Here is a 22,648-nt window from a genome sequence, read left to right as displayed (position 1 = left end):
GACTCCGTGGATATTAAACTTAGTAATGCAAGCGATAAACCAATTTATGAACAAATTACAGAACAAATTAAACAAGCAATTATTACGGGAAAATTAACACCTGGTGATCCATTGCCTTCTATTCGCAATCTAGCGAGAGAATTAAAAATTAGCGTTATGACGACAAAGAGAGCGTATTCCGATTTAGAACGGGATGGATTTATCGTTACTTTTGCTGGGAAGGGAAGTTTTGTTGCGGAACGAAATCAGGAGTTTTTGCGGGAAGAATTGCTTCGGCAAGTGGAAGATCACTTAAATAAAGCCGTTCAAATTGCGAAGATTTCAGGAATACATGGAAAAGAATTATTGGATTTACTTTCATTGTTAATAGAGGAGGAATTGGAATGACGTATGCAATTGAAGTCGCAAATTTAAGAAAAAAGTTTCCTCAATTTCAATTAGTCGATGTTTCTTTCCAGTTACCAACTGGTACAATTATGGGATTTGTTGGAGAAAATGGTGCCGGAAAAACATCAACCATAAAATACCTTTTAAACCTGCTTCAAAAGGATAGTGGTGAAGTTAAACTATTTGGACTTGATCATGTTGAACATGATATAGCCATCAAGGAGCAAATTGGCGTCGTTTTTGATGATTTATATGTACCTGAAACATTAAATGCAACTCAAATCAATCACATATTAGAAAAAATTTATGCTAATTGGGATGAAGCTTACTACGTAGAACTATTAAAGCGCTTCAAAATACCTATTAAAAAGCCAATTAAACAGCTTTCCCGTGGGATGCGGATGAAACTGTCCATTGCTATGGCTCTTGCCCATCATCCAAAATTATTAATTTTAGATGAACCGACGAGCGGATTAGATCCGATTGTGCGGGATGAAATTCTCGATCTTTTTATGGAATTTATGCAGGACGAGGACAACAGCATTTTATTCTCCACCCACATTACATCTGACTTAGAAAAGATTGCTGACTATATTACGTTTATTCATGAAGGGGAAATCGTCTTTAGCAAAAATAAAGATGAACTGTTGTATGACTACGGAATATGGAAAGGAACGGTGGAGCAATCGAAGGAATTGCCTGAACATGCAAAAGTGCGCATGAGAAAAAATGCATTCGGAATAGAAATTTTAGTGAATCGAAAAGAAGTGAACAAAGCTTTCCATCTCGATAAACCGTCTATAGAAGACATCATGTTATTTTTTGTGAAAGGAGCTTATGTATGAAAGCACTGATTTTAAAAGATTTGTACGTCATACTTAACCAAAAAAACTCTTTGTTAATGCTCATAACGCTTTTTGTCATCGCTTCTTTCTTTTTGGGTGATACGGGAATGTTACTTATTTTTCTTACGGTTTTATCCATGACTTTAATCAATATCACCCTTTCCAACGACGAAACAAGTCATTGGAATCGATTTGTCAATACACTGCCAATTAATAAAGCAGATATCGTAAAAAGTAAGTATATCTTAAGTCTGATCTTAATACTTTTTATGGTTATCATTGTTTTTCCAATATTTTTATTAACAAATATGATTACGAAAACATTTACAATGGTTAATTTTATTTCAATTTTATCCATCATCATATCAGGAATCCTCATGATGTTGTCATTCGTGATACCAGTGTCCATCAAATTTGGTGCCCAAAAAGCTCGCATTTTCATAATCGCAATAGTATTTATACCTATCATTGCAATCAATATACTGTTCAATAATTCATTATTTTCTAATTTACTTGAACTTGTGAATCTAATTAGTATCATTTCTTTCATTTTAGCTGTTGTTATGTTTTATTTATCTTTTAAACTATCCGTTATGTTTTTCGAGAAAAAAGAATATTAGCATTGTTTTTAAGTAGAGCAAATTAATTAATGTTTGAATATATTGCAACTTATGCTCCATATCATTCATAGTTGGCAATGAACATTTTTTATTACACTTTTCATCACAATCTCGAATGATGAGTAGAGTAGCAGGAATCAACATACAAACTTTATTCACAGTGTGGGTGGTTCCATCGATGAAAAAACGAGCAAAGGATTTCCCTTTGCTCGTTTTTTCATAAATTTGCTATTTTCGCTGCATAATGTTGAACGCCTTGACCAATGATCGCCACTGCAGGCTCAACTGAAAAAATCTTTTTCACTAGCTCATGAATTGAATCCATTGAAATAGCGTTGATCTGTTGAATGATTTCATCAATCGACTTGTGGCGTCCAAAAATCAATTCGTTTTTCCCGTTACGGCTCATGCGATTCGTCATGCTCTCATTATTCAGTAGAAAACTTGCTTTTAACTGTTCTTTTCCGTTATAAAGCTCTTGTAGCGTCACGCCATCTTTTTTTATTTTTTCAATGGATTTAATAATTGTCTCATGTAGTAAAGGCAATTGTTGATTGTTCGTACTTCCGTAAATGGTTAATGCACCGACATCCATATAACAGGATGGATAGGAGAAAATTGTGTAAGCTAATCCCTTTTCTTCCCTTACTTCTTGGAAGAGGCGAGAAGACATATTACCACCTATAATATTATTTAAAGTGATAAAGCTATAGTAATTTGTATCTTTTACACTGATGGCGGGATAACTCATCGCCAAATGGGACTGTTCTACATCCCGTTCCTTTACGAAACGTCCTGAATGAAATGTTGGATTTGATAAGTTTAGTGGGACAGCTTTTTCCGATGGTTCGAAGTTCCCGAACAACGATTCAATATGTAAAAGCAAATCTTTTGATATATTCCCTGCCAAAGAAATAACAACATTCTTTGGATAATAATGTTTATCCATATAGTTCAAAATAAAATCACGATCAAATTTTTGAAGGGTTTCATTCGTTCCTAAAATCGGAAGACCTAATGAATCGTTTGGATACATCACTCTCCATAAACGTTCGTGTACATCATCATCAGGAGCATCTTCGCTCATTAAGATTTCCTCTAATACAACTTGCCGTTCTTTCTCCAATTCATTTTTTTCAAACACTGAATGGAAAAACATATCAGCTAATATACTGATTGCCAACTTTCCATGATGCTCCAACACCTTTGCATAGTAGCAAGTGTTTTCCTTTGATGTAAAAGCATTTAGTTCTCCGCCAATGCGATCAAACTCTTCTGCAATTTGTCTAGCAGTTCGAGTATTTGTTCCTTTAAAGAGCATATGTTCAATAAAATGGGTAATTCCGTTTTCTTCTGGCAGTTCAAATCGAGATCCTGCTCCAACCCATATTCCTACAGAAATTGAACGCACGTATGGAATATGTTCATATACAATCCTTACGCCATTTTGACAAGTATAAACGTTAACCAATTTACAACCTCTTTCTACTGACATTTCCTATCTGTTCGATCTTTATAATCGAAACTACTTCTTACTTTACAAAATATTTTATTGGAATAAAAGTTTTTTGATATCCTATGTACTTTCATTTCAAACAAATAAAAAGAGGTTGTTCTCCTTTCCTACAACCTCTCAACATATTATTGTTTTAAATTTTGTTTTGCTCGCTCTTTATCTTCTTTAATGACTACTTTTCGCGATAAATTAATGCGACCTTGATCGTCAATATCGATTACTTTCACCAGTACTTTATCGCCAATTTTGAGCACATCTTCTACTTTATTTGTACGTTCTTCTTGAATTTCAGAAATGTGGAGTAATCCATCTTTGCCAGGGAAAATTTCACAGAATGCACCGAATTTTTCAATGCGTTTTACAGTTGCTAAATAGTATTCTCCCACTTTTGCTTCGCGAACAATTTCTTCGATAATTTCTTTCGCGCGTAAGTTCATTTCTTCATTCACAGAAGAAATATAAATTGTACCGTCTTGTTCAGTATCGATTTTTACACCTGTTTCATCGATAATTTTGTTGATTGTTTTTCCACCTGACCCAATAACATCACGAATTTTTTCAGGGTTAATTTTAATGGAAATAATTTTTGGAGCATATTTTGAAAGTTGTTCACGCGGTTTTGCAATCGTTTGTTTCATATGTTCTAAGATTTTCAAACGACCTTCTCTTGCTTGCATTAACGCTTCTTCTAAAATTTCACGTGATAATCCGTCAATTTTAATATCCATTTGAAGCGCTGTAACACCTTTTTCTGTTCCAGCTACTTTAAAGTCCATATCTCCAAGATGGTCTTCCATTCCTTGAATATCTGTTAAAATTGTATAGTGTTCGCCTTTTTTCACTAATCCCATCGCAATTCCTGCAACAGGCGCTTTGATTGGAACACCTGCATCCATCATAGCGAGTGTACTAGCACAAATTGACGCTTGAGAAGTTGAACCGTTGGACTCTAATACTTCTGATACACAACGAATCGCATATGGGAACTCTTTTTCATCCGGAATGACTGCAAGCAATGCACGTTCACCTAATGCACCGTGTCCGATTTCACGTCGACCAGGACCCCGCATAGGACCTGTTTCCCCTACTGAGAATGGAGGGAAGTTGTAATGATGCATGAAACGTTTTGATTCTTCTAAACCTAATCCATCAATGATTTGCACGTCTCCTAATGGACCTAAAGTACAGATGGAAAGGGCTTGTGTTTGACCGCGAGTGAAAAGACCTGAACCATGGGCGCGTTGCAATAAGCCGACTTCAGATGATAGCGGGCGAATTTCATCTACTTTTCGTCCGTCTGGGCGTACTTTTTCTTCTGTAATTAAACGTCGAACTTCCTCTTTCACCATTTTATCTAAAACAGTGTTTACTTGTTTCAACGTTTCTTCTTCAGCTTCTTGTTCTTCATAATAAGTAATTACTCGCTCTTTAACAGCTGCAATTGCTTCTTCCCGAGCTAATTTTTCCACAGTTTGAATGGCAGCAATCATATCTTGCTCGCACATTGCTCTAACTGCATTTTCAATTTCTTCATCAATTTCAAACAATTCTACTTCAATTTTTTCTTTGCCGACTTCTGCAACTATTTGTTCCTGGAATTCAATTAATTTTTTAATTTCTTCATGCCCAAACATAATGGCTTCAAGCATGATTTCTTCCGGAACTTCTAAAGCACCTGCTTCAACCATGTTGATAGCGTCTTTATTTCCTGCTACAGATAAGTGGATAGTACTTTTCTCTGATTGCTCTATATCTGGATTAATAACAAATTTTCCATCTACATAACCTACATGCACACCTGCGATTGGACCGTTAAATGGAATATCTGAGATGGAAAGAGCTAACGATGAACCAAGCATTGCAGCCACATCTGTTGGACAATCCGGGTCTGAAGACATGACAATTGAAACGACTTGTACTTCGTTTCGAAATCCTTCTGGGAACATCGGACGAATCGGACGGTCAATTAAGCGCGAAACCAAAATTGCATGTTCAGATGGACGGCCTTCTCGTTTGATGAACCCTCCAGGTATTTTTCCTGCTGCATATAAACGCTCTTCGTAGTTTACAGTAAGAGGGAAGAAATCTAATGCTTTTGCATCTTTAGACATCGTTGCAGTGGAAAGTACTGCCGAATCGCCGTAGCGAACAAGCACAGCCCCATTAGCTTGTTTTGCTAATTGGCCAACTTCAATTACTAATGGGCGTCCAGCCCAATCATATCGATAGACTTTTTTTTCGGTCATTCATTAATCCCCTTTCTCTTTGAGAACACTCGTCAGGAATATTTATATACCATTAGTAAGTGTATCAAAAAAGAATATTCTATGCTAAACATTTTCAATTAAAATATGGTAATTTTACTTTTATTGTTACCCAATATACTGTTTTTTGAATAAATAAAAAGCGGGAAAATCCCGCTTTGAATTAACGACGTAAGCCTAATTTTTCGATTAATGTACGGTAACGTTGAACGTCTTTTTCACGTAAATATTTTAATAAATGACGACGACGACCTACTTTTTTAAGAAGACCGCGTTGAGAGTGGAAGTCTTTCTTATGAACAGCTAAGTGATCGTTTAATACGTTAATTTCTTCTGTTAAAATAGCGATTTGTACTTCTGGAGAACCAGTATCTCCTTCATGAGTTTGGAATTCTTTAATGATTTCGTTTTTACGTTCTTTTGAAATTGCCATGTTTAGTTCCTCCTAATATTTATTTACTCCTTTAGCACAGTCAACCGTTGGAGAATCGGTAAGCCGAGCTAAGGAATGTACGATTAGTACACTAGGAAATAATATCATAGTTCAAATGGATAAGCAACTTATTTATCGGCGAAATACTCAATTGTTCGTTCCTTATCTCGAGAGATTTGAGCTTTTAATGATTCAATGCCGTCAAATTTTTGTTCGTCACGTAAACGTTTATACCAAAGGACTTTTACTTCTTCACCGTAAATATTTTTTTCAAAATCTAATATGTGCACCTCAATTGTTAATTGTTTTTCATCCGGGTTTTTAAATGTTGGTTTAAAGCCGACATTGCAAACACCATCATATAATCGATTTTGCACGAACACCCTCACTGCATAAACGCCATTTTTTGGAATAAAACAGCCTTCCATTGATTGAATATTGGCTGTTGGAAATCCGATAGTACGTCCTCTTTTATCTCCTTGAACAACAATTCCAGGAACTTGGAAGGGGCGCCCTAATAAATGATGGACGGTTTCCATATCTCCATCTTGTAAACATTTTCGAATGCGAGTTGATGAGATTTTTTCCCCATCGTCCACCTGTTTTTCCACTACTGTTACACCAAAATTACCGAGGGACAGTTCCTTCATTAAATCCATATTTCCCTTCCCAAATGCACCAAAAGAAAAATCAAAGCCGGCTGTTACATGTTTAACATTCAAATCTCGAATAAAATATTGAATAAAATCCTCTGGTGAAAGCCTAGCAAAATCAGATGTGAATTGTACGACAAATGTTGTATCTACACCCATTTCTTCTAATATTTCTAATTTTTGTGGAAGAGGTGTAATATAAAAAATTTTTTCATTGCTTTTACCTAATACAATAGAAGGATGGGGATCAAAAGTCATAACAGCACTTTTAATATTCAATTCCTCTGCTTTTTCCATTGCTGCACTGATAACAGCTTGGTGTCCTCTATGTACTCCATCAAAAAAGCCAACTGCTAGGGAATAGGAAGTGGAAGGATCAACTTTATTTAATTGATATGGATATTTTAAATGAATAACCTTCATTCGATTGGCCTCCTAGAAATTATTTGGAAACATCTTATCTGGTTTCATGAGTCCAGGTTTCGTTGGATGTTTTTTATATACTGCAATCGCCTTCCCATTTCGACTAAAAACGATTTTTTCTTCCTGTTTTAATAATGAATGGACTTTTAAAATTTGTCCATTACAAATTTTCTTTTCGTTTGATTCATCGACCTCGATAAATGGATAAGTTAACGCATCTTCAATGGGAAGCAGCAGTTGTTCAAATGTTCCTTCCTCCACAGCCTTTTCAATATCACGAAGAGTATAACAATCCGCTTTCGTAAAATTCCCTGAGGCAGTTCTAACAAGAGAAGCCATATGACTAGGATAGCCTAATAATTGTCCTATTTGTACAGCAAGAGTTCGTATATATGTGCCTTTGCTGCACTTAATTCTTATATGAAAGGTAATTTCCTCGCCTTCAAAAATGGCTTGATCATCAAGCAGTTGCAATTCATGAATCGTTACTTTTCTTGAAGGTCGATCTACTTCAATTCCTTTTCGTGCATATTCATAAAGTTTAATTCCATTTACTTTTACCGCTGAATACATTGGGGGAATTTGTTCAATTTCACCAGTAAGTTGTGAAAGCACTTTTTGCAATTGCTCACGGGTAATAACTTTATAAGATAGATCTTCTTCTACCGTTTCTCCTTCAGCATCTTCAGTTGTTGTTGAGCGACCAATAGCAACAGTGGCTTCATAAGTTTTACCCGTATCCGTTATATACTCGGCAATTCTAGTTGCTTGTCCAATGCAAATCGGTAAAACTCCTTCAACCGCTGGATCGAGCGTTCCTGTATGCCCTATTTTTTTGTATTTTAAAATTTTTCTCAGTTGAAATACACAGTCGTGACTCGTTAAACCTCGTTCTTTCCATAGTGGTAAAATCCCGTTCACTCTATCCCCCCCTAAAAATTTCAATAAAAAAAGCCTACCTGCATTATGATGCAGTCGCAGGCTTTTTTAAACTATTTAGAATTACGCCTCATCATGATCTTTAATAGAGCGTAATAATTGTTCGATTTTGTTGCCGTATTCAATCGATGAATCAAACTTAAATAAAAGTTCAGGTGTTCTTCGAAGACGAATACGTTGGCCGATTTCTGTGCGAATGAAACCTTTCGCCTTTTCCAAGGCTTTTAACGTTTCATTCTTTTCTTCTTCATCGCCTAATGTGGTGATATAAATCGTAGCTTGTTGAAGGTCGCCTGTCAGTTCGACAGCCGTTACCGTAACAAATCCTACGCGAGGATCTTTTAATTTTCGGCCAATGATGTCACCTAATTCTTTCTTCATTTGTTCAGCAACACGATTTGCACGTAGAGACATGTTGTCACCTCTTTTAAAAGCAGGATAAAAGCGAAACGAACTGGCTTTTATCTACTTTACTTCATAGTGTTATTGTTAGTTTAATTGGAAACCGGAAAATTATCCTCTTGTTTTTATAAATATTCCCGAGAAAATTCTAGCAATTCCCATGATGGATTTGATTGTAAAAAGTGAAGTACATGATCGATTTCACGGTCAGCTGCAGCACTCGATGAAGCAACTGTTACAACAGCTATCTTTGTTCGCTGCCACACGTTTTGATGATCGATTTCTGCAACTGATACATTAAATTTTTGTTTTGTACGTGTAATCATCCGTTGGAGAACTGCACGCTTTTCCTTTAAAGAATGGGCATCCGGAATCATAAATTCCGCTTCAAGATAGACAATCATTTCCGCACAATTTCTTCCATAATGAAGGCTTCGATGATGTCGCCTTCTTTAATGTCGTTAAAGTTTTTAATTTGCATACCGCACTCAAAGCCTTTAACGACTTCTTTTACGTCATCTTTAAAGCGTTTTAGCGACTCAAGTTCTCCCTCATAAATAACGATTCCATCACGGATGACGCGTACGCCTGCATCGCGAGTTACTTTACCATCTGTCACATATGAACCTGCAATTGTACCCACTTTGGAAATTTTAATTGTTTGACGTACTTCCGCTTGCCCGATAATTTTCTCTTCATATTCCGGATCAAGCATTCCTTTCATTGCAGCTTCAATTTCTTCAATTGCTTTATAGATGACACGGTGTAGGCGAATTTCTACGCCTTCTTGTTCCGCTGCACGCTTTGCATTGACGTCTGGACGAACGTTAAATCCTATTACAATGGCATTGGAAGCCGCTGCAAGACTAATATCGGATTCAGTAATTGCCCCTACACCTGTGTGGATAATTTTCACATTTACACCTTCCACATCAATTTTCATAAATGAGGAAGATAGAGCTTCTACTGAACCTTGTACGTCTGCTTTGATGATTAAATTCAATTCTTTCATATCCCCTTGGGACATTTGTTCAAACAAGTTATCTAACGTAACTCGTGATTTTTGTGCACGGCTTGCTTGTATTGCCATTTGTGCACGAGCTTCACCAATTTCGCGAGCCGTTTTTTCATCTTCAAAGACTACGAATCTGTCACCTGCTTGAGGTACTTCGTGTAAACCAGTAATTTCGACAGGTGTTGCCGGCAACGCTTCTTTAACTCGACGTCCTAAGTCATTGACCATAGCACGAACACGACCGAACGTATTTCCTACAACGATTGGATCTCCAACGCGCAACGTACCATTTTGCACTAATAATGTGGCCACAGAACCGCGCCCTTTATCTAATTGTGCTTCGATAACTGTACCGATTGCTCTGCGGTTTGGATTCGCCTTTAATTCAGAAACTTCTGCAACTAGTAGGATCATTTCTAATAGTTGGTCAATTCCTTCACCTTTTAACGCTGAGATTGGTACGAAGATTGTATCGCCACCCCAGTCTTCTGGAATAAGACCATATTCAGTTAATTCTTGCATAACGCGATCAGGATTTGCTGTTGGTTTATCCATTTTGTTTACAGCAACAATGATTGGTACGTTAGCTGCTTTCGCGTGGTTAATGGCTTCCACAGTTTGTGGCATGACACCGTCATCAGCAGCAACAACGATAACAACAATATCGGTAATCTGTGCACCTCTAGCACGCATTGTTGTGAAGGCTTCGTGCCCTGGTGTATCAAGGAAAGTAATTTTCTTTCCGTTAATATCCACTTGATATGCACCGATATGCTGCGTAATACCGCCAGCTTCTCCTTCTGTTACTCTCGAATTGCGGATGGAGTCTAAAGTTGTAGTTTTCCCATGGTCAACGTGGCCCATAATTGTTACAACAGGTGGACGTTCTTCTAAATCCTCTTCTGCATCCGCTTGTTCAAAGTAAATTTCTAAGTCCGTTTTATCGATGCGAACTTCTTCTTCCACTTCTACGCCATAGTCCGCACAAATTAATTCTATCGCATCTTTATCTAAATCTTGGTTAATTGTAGCCATTACACCTAGCATGAAGAGCTTTTTAATGATTTCAGAAGGTTCGCGATTTAATTTCTTCGCAAGTTCTGCTACCGTTAGCGATTCGTAGAAAGTAATTTTTTTAGGAAGTTCCTTTTGAACTTGCTGTTGAGGTTGTTGTTTTGGCTGACGGCGTTTACCACCATGAATACCAGGCTTTTTACGTTGATTACCTTTATTTTTTGGTTGATGTTGAAGAACATCTTGATCTTTTGGAGATTTGTTTCTTTTAATTTTTTCAAAAGCAACGTCTAACTCATCATCATTATTATCGATTTTCTTTAGCTGTTGCTCATGTCTTTTTACTTCTTTGTTTTGCACTGGCTTTGACTTTTGTTGTTCTGCATTTTTTTGCTTAACTGGTGCTTCATTCGTATTTTTGTTAAAGACTACGTCCAATTTAGCAACCTCTTCTCCGTTAAGCGTAGACATATGATTAGTTACATTTATATTTAATTTTTTCAATTCTTCAATGATTTCTTTACTAGGTCTATTAACTTTTTTGGCATATTCATGAACTCTGATTTTGGTCATCTGCTCACCCCCGATTAATTTTCGTTGAGTAGACTAGACAATTTTTTGGCGAAACCTTGATCGGTGATTGCAATAACCACCCGGGCTTCTTTCCCAATCGCATGTCCTAGTTCATAGCGATTGCCAAATATATGATACTCAACGTTATAAAACGTACATTTATCTTGAATTTTTTTTCTTGAATTGTAGGCTGCATCCGAAGCAAGAATGACTAACTTCGCATTGCCTTTTTGAATTTCTTTGACAACTAATTCTTCACCAGTAATGATTTTTCGAGCTCGAGTCGCCAAGCCTAGCATTTGAAATATCTTTTCATGATTCATTTTTAAATAGCGACTCCCTGCGAATTAATCTAATTAATTCATCATAAATTTCATCTGGTATTTTTACTTCTAGATGGCGTTCTAAAATCTTTTTGTTACGAGCTTTTTCAACTACCTCTTCCGACTTAGAAACATATGCACCGCGACCTGACTTTTTTCCAGTCGGATCTACCGATACTTCTCCATCTTTCGAGCGAACAACACGAAGCAACTCTTTTTTTGGGAAACTCTCACCTGTTACAACACAGCGGCGTAATGGAACTTTTCTTTTCGTTGGCACGTAATATCACCTTCCCTATAAGCTCATCATACGCATTCCTTGTTCGATGTCATTTATTTTTCATCATCTTGTTCTTCATAGATTGTGTCTTCATCGATTGTAACTTCTTGATGTTCATCATCGTTGATATCTTGATATAAGTCATATTCAAAATCGTCGAAGGAAGACTCTTCATCATTTTGAATGTCGATGATTGGACTGTTCTCATTAGGATAAATTCCTAATTCACGAGCATCAGATTCGCTTTTTATATCAATTTTCCAACCTGTTAATTTTGCTGCAAGTCTCGCATTTTGTCCCCGTTTACCAATTGCTAATGACAGTTGATAATCTGGAACGATGACTGTCGTTGATTTTTCTTCTTCATTCACAATGACATCTAACACTTTTGAAGGGCTAAGAGCATTTGCAACAAATACAACAGGATCTTCTGACCATTCAACAATGTCAATTTTTTCGCCATTTAACTCATTGACGATTGCTTGTACACGGGCTCCTTTCGTACCAACACAAGCACCTACTGCATCCACTTCTGGATCGTGAGCATAAACGGAGATTTTTGAACGATCTCCTGCTTCGCGAGCGATTGATTTAATTTCTACGATACCATCATAAATTTCTGGTACTTCCATTTCAAATAGTCTACGTAGTAAACCTGGATGTGTACGGGAAACGATAATTTGTGGTCCGCGAGTCGTTTTTTCGACTTTTGTAATGTACACTCGAATGCGTTGTTGAGGCTTATATTCTTCACCTTGAATTTGTTCATTTAATGGTAATGCAGCTTCTACTTTTCCAAGATTAATATAAATATTGCGAGCGTCTCTTCGTTCAATAATTCCATTCACGATATCATCAGTGCGATCAACAAATTCTTCATATATAATGCTTCTTTCTGCTTCACGTACGCGTTGAGTAACAACTTGTTTTGCAGTTTGTGCAGCAATTCGACCAAAGTTGCGAGGTGTCACTTCTTGTTCAACAATATCTCCTGGTTCATAAACGCTATTAATTTTTCTAGCTTCTTCTAGCGAAATTTCTAATCGTGGATCTTCCACTTCCTCCACAACTTCTTTTCGTGAGAATACTTTAATTTCTCCGGTTTCTTGATTAAAATCAACGCGTACATTTTGTGCTTGATTAAAATTGCGTTTATATGCAGTCACTAATGCGGCTTCGATCGCTTCCACTAATATTTCCCTTGAAATGCCTTTCTGCTCTTCTAGAGCAATTAAAGCATCTAGTAATTCACTGCTCATTGTTTAAATTCACTCCTAATTAATTTGATGAAAAATCGATTGCTAGCCTAGCTTTTGCAATCTTCTCTTTTGCAATTTGTATTAATGCATTACGAGTTTTTATACGAATTTCAATTTCCAGGCTCTCTTCATTGTTGGATTTTAAGTATCCATAAAATTCTTTCATGCCATCTATTGGTTCATACGTTTTTATGTAAACGTACTTTCCAACGGCTTTCTCAAAATCCGATTCTTTCTTCAATGGACGTTCCGCACCAGGAGAAGAAACTTCTAGATAGTAGTTTTGTTCAATCGGATCCTTTTCATCCAACACAGCACTTAATCGCTCGCTAACTAGTGCACATTGGTCGATATCAATTCCACCTTGAGGAGTATCGATGTATACACGGAGGAACCAAGCGCGTCCCTCTTTTACAAACTCAATATCCACTAATTCAAGATTTAAATCCTGTAAAATCGGTGTAACTAGCTGTTCTACTATTGTAGTAATTTTGCTCATAATATCCTCCCAACGTCTTGTTTCGTTGACTAAAAACAGAAATTCCACCAATATTGGTGAAATTCGCATTCCGTGTACTTTTTCAATCGCCCCCCTCCTTGGTGGAGAGCAAAACTCAAGACACAATGTAAACAATAGAAAAGAGCGGGAAAACCCACTCTTTTGCTGCAAAAACTATCAACAAATTATTGATATAACAATAGCACAATTTCTTAATAAATGCAAATTTACAAAACGATTCCACCGTATTGACAAATTTGCAATGCACGGCTTTTGGAAGAGAATCAAACTCGACATCTTTTCGAAAATTAGAATAGTGATAATTGGTCTTCATCTGGAAGGCCATCTAACACACCTAATTGTTCCATGTATTCAATCAATGATTTTGATACACGACCGCGAGTTTGTAAATCTTCTTTTGATAAAAATTGTCGTTCTTCTCTTGCTGCTACAATTTGTTTCGCAACGCTTTCCCCTAATCCTGGAATAGCATTGAACGGAGGAATAAGAGAATTCCCTTCGATGACAAATTCTGTTGCCTTTGATTTGTATAAATCGACATTTTTAAAGCTCATTCCTCTTTCGCACATTTCAAGAGCAATTTCAAGAACCGTTAACAAGTCCTTTTCTTTTTTCGTTGCATCTAATCCTTTTGCATTGATTTCTTCCACTCTTGTACGAATGGCTCTTGCCCCTTTAATCATCGCTGGTAAATCAAAATCTTCAGCACGAACTGAAAAATAGGCACAATAGTATGCTAGAGGAAAATGTACTTTAAAGTATGCCACCCGCACAGCCATTAATACATAAGCGGCAGCGTGAGCTTTCGGGAACATGTATTTAATCTTTTTACATGATTCAATATACCAGTCTGGCACACCGTTTTCTCTCATCGCTTTCTCCATATCTTCTGTCAATCCTTTTCCTTTACGAACAGATTCCATCGTTTTGAAAGCGAGAGAAGGTTCTAGCCCTTTGTATATTAAATATACCATGATATCGTCACGACATCCGATAACTTCTGAGAAAGAACATACGTTGTTTGCTATCAATTCGCTGGCATTTCCTAACCAAACATCTGTCCCGTGAGAAAGCCCAGAGATTTTTAATAACTCTGAGAACGTTTTTGGCTTTGTATCTTCCAACATTTGACGAACAAATTTTGTACCGAATTCTGGTATGCCAAGAGTTCCTGTTTTACAAAAAATTTGCTCAGGAGTTACCCCTAAAGATTCTGTTCCGGTAAAAATCGCCATCACTTCTGGATCATCGGGTGGAATTGTTTTAGGATCGATGCCTGTTAAATCTTGCAACATGCGAATCATTGTCGGATCATCGTGCCCAAGTATATCAAGTTTTAAAATGTTATCGTGAATCGAATGGAAATCAAAGTGCGTTGTACGCCATTCAGCATCTTGGGCATCTGCAGGATATTGCACAGGTGTAAAATCGTAAATATCCATATAATCAGGAACAACGAGAATCCCTCCTGGATGTTGTCCAGTCGTTCGTTTAACGCCCGTACAACCTTGTACTAAACGATCGATTTCTGCGGCTCGGAAATTTATATTATTATCATTTGCATATCCTTTTACAAAGCCGTACGCTGTTTTTTCAGCAACGGTGCCGATTGTTCCTGCACGATATACTTTATCTTCCCCAAACAATACTTTCGTATAGTTATGGGCGCGAGGCTGATATTCCCCTGAGAAGTTCAAGTCGATATCTGGAACTTTATCTCCATTAAATCCAAGGAACGTTTCAAACGGAATATCTTGTCCGTCTTTATTTAAAGGTGTTCCGCATTTTGGACAATCTTTATTTGGCAAATCAAATCCTGAACCGACGGAGCCATCTGTAAAGAATTCAGAATAGTAACAGTTCGGACATACATAATGAGGTGGCAACGGATTCACTTCCGTTATTTCCATCATTGTTGCAACTAGGGAAGATCCAACAGAACCACGCGAACCTACTAAATAACCATCTTCTAAAGACTTCTTCACGAGTTTTGCAGAAATTAAATAAACAACCCCGAAACCATGGCCTAAAATAGAGTTCAACTCTTTTTCAAGACGTTTCTCTACGATTTCCGGAAGATTTTCACCGTAGATTTTATGAGCCATTTCATACGTCATTCGTGTAATTTCTTCATCTGAACCTTCAATTACAGGTGTATAAAGTTTATCTTTAATCGGCTTCACATCGCCAATCATGTCTGCAATTTTTTGAGAGTTTGTGACAACGATTTCCTTTGCAGTTTCTGGACCTAGAAATGCAAATTCTTCAAGCATTTCATTTGTTGTGCGGAAATGCACTTTTGGAAGAGGATAACGATTTAAAGGATTCGCTCCACCTTGAGAAGATACTAAAATTTTACGGTAGATGGCATCATGTTCGTCTAAATAGTGAACGTTACCAGTTGCAACAACCGGTTTATCCATTTTCTTGCCAAGTTTCACTAATTTACGAATGATATCCTCTAAATGCCACTCATCATGAATCGTGCCACTGTCAAGCAGTTGAGAATAAACTGATTTTGGATGCACTTCAATATAATCATAAAATTCCGCTACTTCTTCTGCTTCTTCAGGGGATTTATTCATCATTGTTTCAAATAATTCGCCGTTGCTACAGCCAGAACCAATGATTAATCCTTCCCGATGTTTCATTAAATCTGAACGTCGAATGCGCGGCACTCGATAAAATGTTTGCGTATGAGAAATGGACACTAATTTGAATAAATTTTTCAAACCGTTATTATTAACTACTAAAATTGTGCAATGATACGGTCTAGATTGTTTATATGCTTCTTCTCCACCCATGAATTTATTAAAATCATCATGGTATTTTATGCCTTTTTCTCTTGCCTCTTTTAATAGATGCAATAATAAATAACCCGTCGCTTCAGTATCATAAATAGCTCGGTGATGTTGCGTCAATTCAATACCGTATTTTTTACAAAGCGTGTTTAAACGGTGATTTTTAAGAGTTGGATTAATTAGTCTTGATAACTCTAACGTATCAATTACCGGATGTTTAACTCCTTCAATTCCCGCTTTTTCATATGCTGCATAAAGGAACCCCATATCAAAGGAAGCGTTGTGAGCAACAACAATTGCATCACCAATAAATTCGTGAAACTCTCGTATCACATCGTCAACTTCTGGAGCATCTTTCAACATATCATCGGTAATATGAGTCAATTCAATGATTTTTTCCGATAACGGTCTATGTGGATTAGCAAATCGTTCGAATTTATCAATGACTTTGCCTTCCTTTATTTTAACTGCTGCTAATTCAATAATCGTATCGTAAGCAGTAGATAACCCGGTTGTTTCCACATCAAACACGACGAACGTCGCATCATCTAAGAGAATATGCTGTTCTTCGTAAGCAATCGGTACACCATCATCCACCAAATTTGCTTCCAAACCGTAAATAATTTTAATACCGTGCTTTTTCCCCGCAGCGTAAGCTTCCGGATATGCTTGGACGACAGCGTGATCTGTAATCGCTACTGCTGGATGCCCCCACTTTGCAGCTTGTCCTACAATTCGGTCAACTGGCGTGACAGCGTCCATTTGACTCATCGGCGTATGTAGATGCAATTCAACTCGTTTTTCGCCATCAGGTGCTGTATCTTTTCTTGTCTCTTTATGAATTTCATTGATATCATTCGCCATTACCACTAAATCACGAACGAACGTATCGTTTTGAACGGATCCTCTAACTTTTACCCACATCCCTTTTTTAATACGGGACATAGTTTCAGCATCATCATTGTTGCGAGAAAACATTTTCACAAGAATGGAATCTGTATAGTCCGTCAATTTTATTTCCAACAATGAACGTCCGCTTTTTAATTCTTTCACTTCCACATTGAAAATGTAACCTTCAATCACGATGCGGCGCTCTTCCTCAACAATCGATTTGATATCAACAATTTCTGTGTCATTAATAATAGATCCGAGTTGCACAGGACCACTTTCAACTTGCGGCGTTTCCTTCTTCTCTTTTTCCCGTTTTTGGAAGTCTTGAATGGCTTGTCTTGCCAGTTCAGCTTCTTCTAGCATTCGCTGTTCCAATAATCTTTCTTGCTCGGCCTTTTCCTCTTCTGATGCTTCAACTAATTTGAAATCGACAGGAAACAGTGGAAATCCAAAGCAAGCATAAGATTCTGAAATGATTGCGCCATATTTTGATTTTAATGTCAATTGTTCCATTTCTGATATACATGTAAGAACTAATTTGTTTCCTGCCCATGTTGGCATCTGACAAGTGAGTCGTTTTTTTACTGGTGGAGATGCATCAATGCGTTCTACAACAGACAACCAGTAGTCTGTAATTAGTTCTTCCGTTATTTGTGGATTGATTGCTTCAATTGTTAACGTTGTTTGGGCAATATGATGAAATTCTTCTTTTAATCGAGAAGAAAATAATTGATAGATTTGATAGGGCAAGATATTTTGAAGCTTTACTGAGAAATTCCAAATCCGTTTTTTCTTATGAACTGTTAAGCGAGTGAGTTCACCTTGTTCAAAAAAAGACATGTAAATATCATCTGTTAAGTTAATTTGTGAAAGGAGCGTATTAAAGCGCTCTCTTGCATCTAAGTTTGCCAATCAACTCACCACCTTCTATATTAAGAAGCCCTCAAAAGGAAAGTAAAAAATGAAAAGAATTCGCATATCTCTGTAGATAAGGCGAATAAACGCCTCATCTATAGAACGAGCGAATTCTATTTTCTATCCAACTATTAAGTATACACTATTTTTCAACGGATTGTTTGAAATTATTGAGTTCGATAAAATTCATTTAATCGGTCAATAAGCTCTTCCTTCGCGCATTCAAAAGTCTCTCCTGTTTTTCGAATTTTAACTTCCACGATTCCCTCCATCGCCTTATTACCGATTGTAACGCGAATTGGTAAACCGATTAAATCGCTGTCAGCAAATTTGATGCCTGCCCGATCATCCCGATCGTCATATAACACATCATAGCGATAAGTTGTTAAGATATTGTAAAGCTGATCTGCAAGATTTCGTTGAGCTTCATCTGCTACGTTAACTGCCATCAGATGTAAATCGTATGGAGCTAAATGTTTTGGCCAAGTAAATCCTTTTTCATCATAGTATTGTTCTGCTAATATGCCAAATAATCTAGTCAAATCTAGTTCGTAACTCGCTAAATGCATCGGTATTTTTTTACCTTCTTGATTTGTAACATATGCTTTCATTTTCTCTGCGTATAGCGTATTCAGTTTTGTTACTCGTCCAATTCCAATTCCCTTTTCTAAACGAATAATGCCTTTTCCGTCTGGTGAAGGGTCACCTTCTTCAATATACCGAATATCTCCATATAAATTGATAGCAAAATCTCGATTTGGATTCACATTAATGTAATGATAGCCGTTTTCGTTAGCCCCGCTCACACCGTTTACAATGGACTTAATTCCATAGTCAGCAACCACTTTTATATCAAGAGGCAGTTTTATTGGACCAATCGATCCAGTAGAACATCCGAGAGTTTTTTCAATTTCCTCTTCACTAGCAAACTGTACATTTGATGCATTTAATAATTTCATGATTTTTATCATATTCAACTGGTGGTCTCCGCGAACTAATGCGACGATGATTTCGCCATCAACATTTAAAACTAGGGATTTAATGCATTTCGTCGATTCAACTTGTAAAAAATCACATAATTCGTGAATCGTTTGAACATTTGGTGTTGCAACTTTTTCTATCGGTTTCAATTCCTCATTGGGTTGTTCATATTCAATGGCCACTTCTGCAATTTGTGCATTTGCTACATAATGTGATTGATTTGAAAAAGCGATCATTTCTTGTCCATTATTGTTTAGAATGACAAATTCAAACGATTGATCACCAAATGCTCCTGAATCCGCTTTCACAATATGCACGTTTAATCCAAGACGAGAAAAAATTCGTTCATAAGCACTAATCATATGTTCAAAGCTTCCATTTAAACTTTCTTCATTTTCGTGAAATGAATAAGCATCTTTCATCAGAAACTCCCGCGCTTGAAATAAATCATGGCGGTATTCCTTTTCGTCACAGAACCTCCTTTGAATTTGAAATAGCGTTAAAGGTAATTTTTTATACGTTTTGATTTCATCCCTAACAATAGAAGTAATCAATTCAATGCTTGGTCCCATGACTAATTCATGTTGGTTACGATCTTTTAGATAAATCCATTCTTTGTTGAAAAACTGCAATCTACCTGACTGCTTCCATAAATCAATCGATTGAATCGACGGCAATTCCAATTCAATGGCTTGACGTTCCTCAAGCTCCTCCCGTACGATTTGCTCAATTTTATGTAATACCCGTTTCGCTAAAGGTAAATACGTATATGTTCCATTTGCATGTTGACGAATATATCCAGCACGCAGCAACATTTGACAAGATTTTGTATTGGCAGTTTGAGGCACTTCCCGCATTGTTGGTATAAACGTTAAACTTTGTCTCATCAGTGCTCCACCTTTATGATTTTCTATCTTTCTTAATAGAATAGCATATCCTTGAAGAGATTGAGTATATACATTTTTTTATAAATAATGACTAAAATCAAAGGCTTTCTGTCATTTTTGTAATAAATGATAAGAAAAGCACTTATTCCAATGTCTACATACAACATCCTGTCACAATTGCATCATTTTCCACAAAATAAAAATCGCCTCCGATATAATAATCGGATGGCGATTTATTAAAGTCGTATCATATTATTTATTGGAAAAACAACCGCTGTATATCGTTCCATGTTACAGCAATCATTAAAATCATTAATAACACGATTCCTACAAAATGAACCATGCCTTCCTTTTGACGATCGACAGGTTTTCCTCTAAGTGCTTCAATACCAAAGAACATTAATCGGCCGCCGTCTAAAGCTGGAAGTGGAAGTAAATTCATGATTCCTAAATTAATGCTTAATGCTGCTGTCCAGTACATCAGCGTAAAGAAACCATGTTTTGCTACTTCTCCAGTTACTTGATAAATACCAACTGGACCAGCCAAGTCATCAAGAGTGAAATGTCCAGCGATTAAATGAACTAACGCCTGAAGAATTAAAATAGTGTATTCCCAAGTTTGTTGGAAGCCATACACAACAGCTTTAAATGGATTTTTTACAAATGGACTTTTGTACATAACGCCAATTTGTCCAACTTCTTCGCCATTTTCCAGCTTGACTGTATCTGGAACAATATTTAACTCGACAAGTTCTTCATTTCGCTCTACAATGACGGATAACTCTTTGCCGGCACTATTTTGAACATAACTTGTTAAATCAGCCCACTCATTAATAGGCTTTCCGTTTATAGATTTCACATAGTCTCCGGCTTGCATACCAGCTACAGCTGCAGGACTGTTGTCTACTACTTCCGTAACAATCGGTTCATTTGTTGGTACTCCTTGGAAAATACCAAGAAGTAAAAAGATTGCAAAGGCTAAAAGAAAGTTAAATAAAGGACCAGCAAAAATTGTTAAAGTTCGGTTCCATAACGATTTCGCTTCGAATGTTCGGTCATAAGGAGCAATTAACGTTTCTTCGCCATTTTCAACAATTATTGCATTGCGAGAAACATCAAAACGAACTAAACGCTCTTCTTCATCGTATCCTTCGATCCATAATTTTTTAGTTAAATCCGCTCGTTCCACTTCCATAAATAATACGTTCGGATTTTGAACATTTTGATTTAAATAAATCTTTTCGACCTTTTCTTCGTTATTCAATATGAGCCCAACACGATAGCCAGGTTGAAGTTCAATCCGATCAAAATCATCTCCGGCCATTCGTACATATCCGCCTAAAGGTAATAGACGAATGGTATATATTGTTTCCCCCTTCGTCATACCAAAAATTTTTGGTCCCATACCAATAGCAAATTCGCGCACTAAAATACCTGCTCTTTTTGCAAAAATAAAGTGTCCTAATTCATGAAAGAATACGATTAATCCGAATACGAGGATAAATGCTAAAATAGTTTGCATAAAATACCACCTTTAGAGCCAAGCTCGTGTTTATTGTACCATATGAAGCACTTTTTTTCTTGTTTCACTGTCAACATGCAAAATCGTTTCCAAATCTGGATTCAGTACATTGTGATGGTCATTCATGATGCGTTCGATAATCTCTTCAATCTGTAAAAATGCAATTTTTTCTTCTAAAAACAACTGTACTGCTGCTTCATTAGCTGCATTCATGGCCGTTAAAATGGTTCCGCCAATTCTTCCTGCTTCATAAGCCAGTTTTAATGCTCTGAATCGCTCAAAATCAACTTCTTTAAAATGTAGTTGTCCAATTTCAGCTAAATTTAATGACTTTCCACCAACAAGTGGCAATCGGTCTGGGTAACTTAATGCATATTGAATTGGTACACGCATATCTGGAGTTCCTAATTGAGCGATGACACTTGTATCATGGTATTCCACCATCGAGTGGATAATGCTTTCTTTATGAAGCAAGACATCAATTTGGTCAAAAGGCATGTCAAATAGTACATGGGCTTCAATCACTTCTAATCCTTTGTTCATCAACGTTGCAGAATCAATTGTAATTTTTGCACCCATTGACCAGTTCGGATGATTCAAGGCATCCTTGACTGTAACATTTTTTAATTCATCGCGAGTTTTATCGCGAAATGCACCGCCAGAAGCTGTCAAAATTAACCGCTTAATTTGTTTTGGATTTTCCCCATTCATCGACTGGAATATCGCTGAATGCTCACTGTCAACTGGTAATATCGGTGCGTGGTGTTTTTTTGCTTCTTTCATTACTAGATGACCAGCAGTAACAAGGGTCTCTTTATTAGCGATTGCAATCGTTTTTCCCATACGAATGGCAGCTAATGTAGATGGCAAACCAACACTTCCTAAAACTGCATTCAATAAAACGCTCGTCTCAGGATGAGTTGCAACTTCTACTAAACCTTGTTCGCCGTATGTAAAATGTATATGAGGAAACTCTTTTTTTAATGCAAGTGCATCTTTTTCCTCTTGCACAGAAACTAACTCAGGTTGTAATGTTTTAATGATTTCTTTTGTTTTTTCTATATTTTTTCCTGCAGAAAAAGCAACAAGTTGGAACTCTTCAGGATGGGATTTTAATATATCATAAGTTTGCCATCCAATTGAGCCTGTTGCCCCTAACAAACTAATTTTTTTCAATTTGGGTCC

General features: G+C 36.8%; 19 protein-coding genes. 3 read left to right on the top strand and 16 right to left on the bottom strand.

The features are described from left to right. Positions 1-6 precede the first annotated feature (6 nt). From HF990_RS00305 to HF990_RS00295, 3 genes are read left to right on the top strand one after another with little or no spacing between them, the layout of a single operon-like run. Positions 7-387, top strand: a complete 381-nt coding sequence (locus tag HF990_RS00305) for a GntR family transcriptional regulator (RefSeq protein WP_016836810.1) — start codon at positions 7-9, stop codon at positions 385-387. Continuing rightward, entirely contained in the window at positions 384-1,232 is an 849-nt protein-coding gene (locus HF990_RS00300; protein WP_168411716.1) for an ABC transporter ATP-binding protein, read from the top strand. Before HF990_RS00305 ends, HF990_RS00300 begins: the two co-directional genes overlap by 4 nt. Further along, complete coding sequence (locus HF990_RS00295; protein WP_016836808.1) at positions 1,229-1,852, top strand: ABC-2 transporter permease; 624 nt, start codon at positions 1,229-1,231, stop codon at positions 1,850-1,852. The genes HF990_RS00300 and HF990_RS00295 overlap by 4 nt, the downstream gene beginning before the upstream one ends. A 217-nt stretch (positions 1,853-2,069) precedes the next feature. Here the strand turns inward: HF990_RS00295 and HF990_RS00290 are convergent, their stop codons facing one another. The 16 genes from HF990_RS00290 to HF990_RS00215 all read right to left on the bottom strand — a co-directional run bounded on the left by HF990_RS00290 (position 2,070) and on the right by HF990_RS00215 (position 22,639). Next, a complete protein-coding gene (locus HF990_RS00290) occupies positions 2,070-3,323 on the bottom strand; it encodes a M16 family metallopeptidase (RefSeq protein ID WP_168411715.1) in 1,254 nt (417 codons plus the stop codon). Between the two features lie 170 nt (positions 3,324-3,493). Further along, positions 3,494-5,614 carry a polyribonucleotide nucleotidyltransferase gene (gene pnp / locus HF990_RS00285; protein WP_016836806.1) on the bottom strand — a complete coding sequence of 707 codons (2,121 nt, stop codon included), beginning with the start codon at positions 5,612-5,614 and terminating at the stop codon, positions 3,494-3,496. A gap of 181 nt (positions 5,615-5,795) precedes the next feature. Further along, the gene (rpsO, locus tag HF990_RS00280) at positions 5,796-6,065 is read right to left on the bottom strand and encodes a 30S ribosomal protein S15 (protein ID WP_016836805.1); all 270 of its coding nucleotides are present in this window, start codon (positions 6,063-6,065) and stop codon (positions 5,796-5,798) included. Between the two features lie 128 nt (positions 6,066-6,193). After that, a complete protein-coding gene (locus HF990_RS00275) occupies positions 6,194-7,141 on the bottom strand; it encodes a bifunctional riboflavin kinase/FAD synthetase (protein ID WP_016836804.1) in 948 nt (315 codons plus the stop codon). A 12-nt stretch (positions 7,142-7,153) separates the two neighbouring features. Beyond that, positions 7,154-8,062 carry a tRNA pseudouridine(55) synthase TruB gene (truB, locus tag HF990_RS00270; protein ID WP_168411714.1) on the bottom strand — a complete coding sequence of 303 codons (909 nt, stop codon included), beginning with the start codon at positions 8,060-8,062 and terminating at the stop codon, positions 7,154-7,156. 81 nt (positions 8,063-8,143) lie between these two features. After that, on the bottom strand, positions 8,144-8,494 hold the full coding sequence (rbfA, locus tag HF990_RS00265; protein WP_016836802.1) for a 30S ribosome-binding factor RbfA: 351 nt from the start codon (positions 8,492-8,494) through the stop codon (positions 8,144-8,146). A 113-nt stretch (positions 8,495-8,607) separates the two neighbouring features. Then, positions 8,608-8,886: a DUF503 domain-containing protein gene (locus HF990_RS00260; RefSeq protein ID WP_016836801.1), complete on the bottom strand. Its 279-nt coding sequence runs from the start codon at positions 8,884-8,886 to the stop codon at positions 8,608-8,610. Continuing rightward, positions 8,883-11,084, bottom strand: coding sequence for a translation initiation factor IF-2 (gene infB, locus HF990_RS00255; RefSeq protein ID WP_168411713.1), 2,202 nt, complete (start codon positions 11,082-11,084; stop codon positions 8,883-8,885). The genes HF990_RS00260 and infB overlap by 4 nt, the downstream gene beginning before the upstream one ends. A 14-nt stretch (positions 11,085-11,098) precedes the next feature. Beyond that, positions 11,099-11,407 (bottom strand): YlxQ family RNA-binding protein, encoded by a 309-nt coding sequence (locus HF990_RS00250; protein ID WP_016836799.1) that lies wholly within the window; start codon positions 11,405-11,407, stop codon positions 11,099-11,101. Beyond that, the gene (gene rnpM, locus HF990_RS00245; protein ID WP_016836798.1) at positions 11,397-11,687 is read right to left on the bottom strand and encodes an RNase P modulator RnpM; all 291 of its coding nucleotides are present in this window, start codon (positions 11,685-11,687) and stop codon (positions 11,397-11,399) included. The genes HF990_RS00250 and rnpM overlap by 11 nt, the downstream gene beginning before the upstream one ends. 53 nt (positions 11,688-11,740) lie before the next feature. Continuing rightward, positions 11,741-12,946 carry a transcription termination factor NusA gene (gene nusA, locus HF990_RS00240; RefSeq protein ID WP_168411712.1) on the bottom strand — a complete coding sequence of 402 codons (1,206 nt, stop codon included), beginning with the start codon at positions 12,944-12,946 and terminating at the stop codon, positions 11,741-11,743. 19 nt (positions 12,947-12,965) lie between these two features. Next, entirely contained in the window at positions 12,966-13,445 is a 480-nt protein-coding gene (rimP, locus tag HF990_RS00235) for a ribosome maturation factor RimP (RefSeq protein ID WP_026018948.1), read from the bottom strand. Between the two features lie 308 nt (positions 13,446-13,753). Further along, positions 13,754-18,070: a PolC-type DNA polymerase III gene (locus HF990_RS00230; RefSeq protein WP_168411711.1), complete on the bottom strand. Its 4,317-nt coding sequence runs from the start codon at positions 18,068-18,070 to the stop codon at positions 13,754-13,756. A 170-nt stretch (positions 18,071-18,240) separates the two neighbouring features. Further along, complete coding sequence (locus HF990_RS00225) at positions 18,241-19,941, bottom strand: proline--tRNA ligase (RefSeq protein WP_168411710.1); 1,701 nt, start codon at positions 19,939-19,941, stop codon at positions 18,241-18,243. Between the two features lie 256 nt (positions 19,942-20,197). Beyond that, positions 20,198-21,463, bottom strand: coding sequence for an RIP metalloprotease RseP (rseP, locus tag HF990_RS00220; RefSeq protein WP_016836793.1), 1,266 nt, complete (start codon positions 21,461-21,463; stop codon positions 20,198-20,200). A gap of 30 nt (positions 21,464-21,493) precedes the next feature. After that, positions 21,494-22,639, bottom strand: coding sequence for a 1-deoxy-D-xylulose-5-phosphate reductoisomerase (locus tag HF990_RS00215; protein WP_016836792.1), 1,146 nt, complete (start codon positions 22,637-22,639; stop codon positions 21,494-21,496). Between the last annotated feature and the right edge of the window lie 9 nt (positions 22,640-22,648).

Source organism: Ureibacillus thermosphaericus (genome assembly GCF_012396605.1).
GTDB lineage: Bacteria > Bacillota > Bacilli > Bacillales_A > Planococcaceae > Ureibacillus > Ureibacillus thermosphaericus.
The sequence above is the reverse complement of the archived record's forward strand: the minus strand, read 5'-3'. Positions and strand labels throughout refer to the sequence as shown.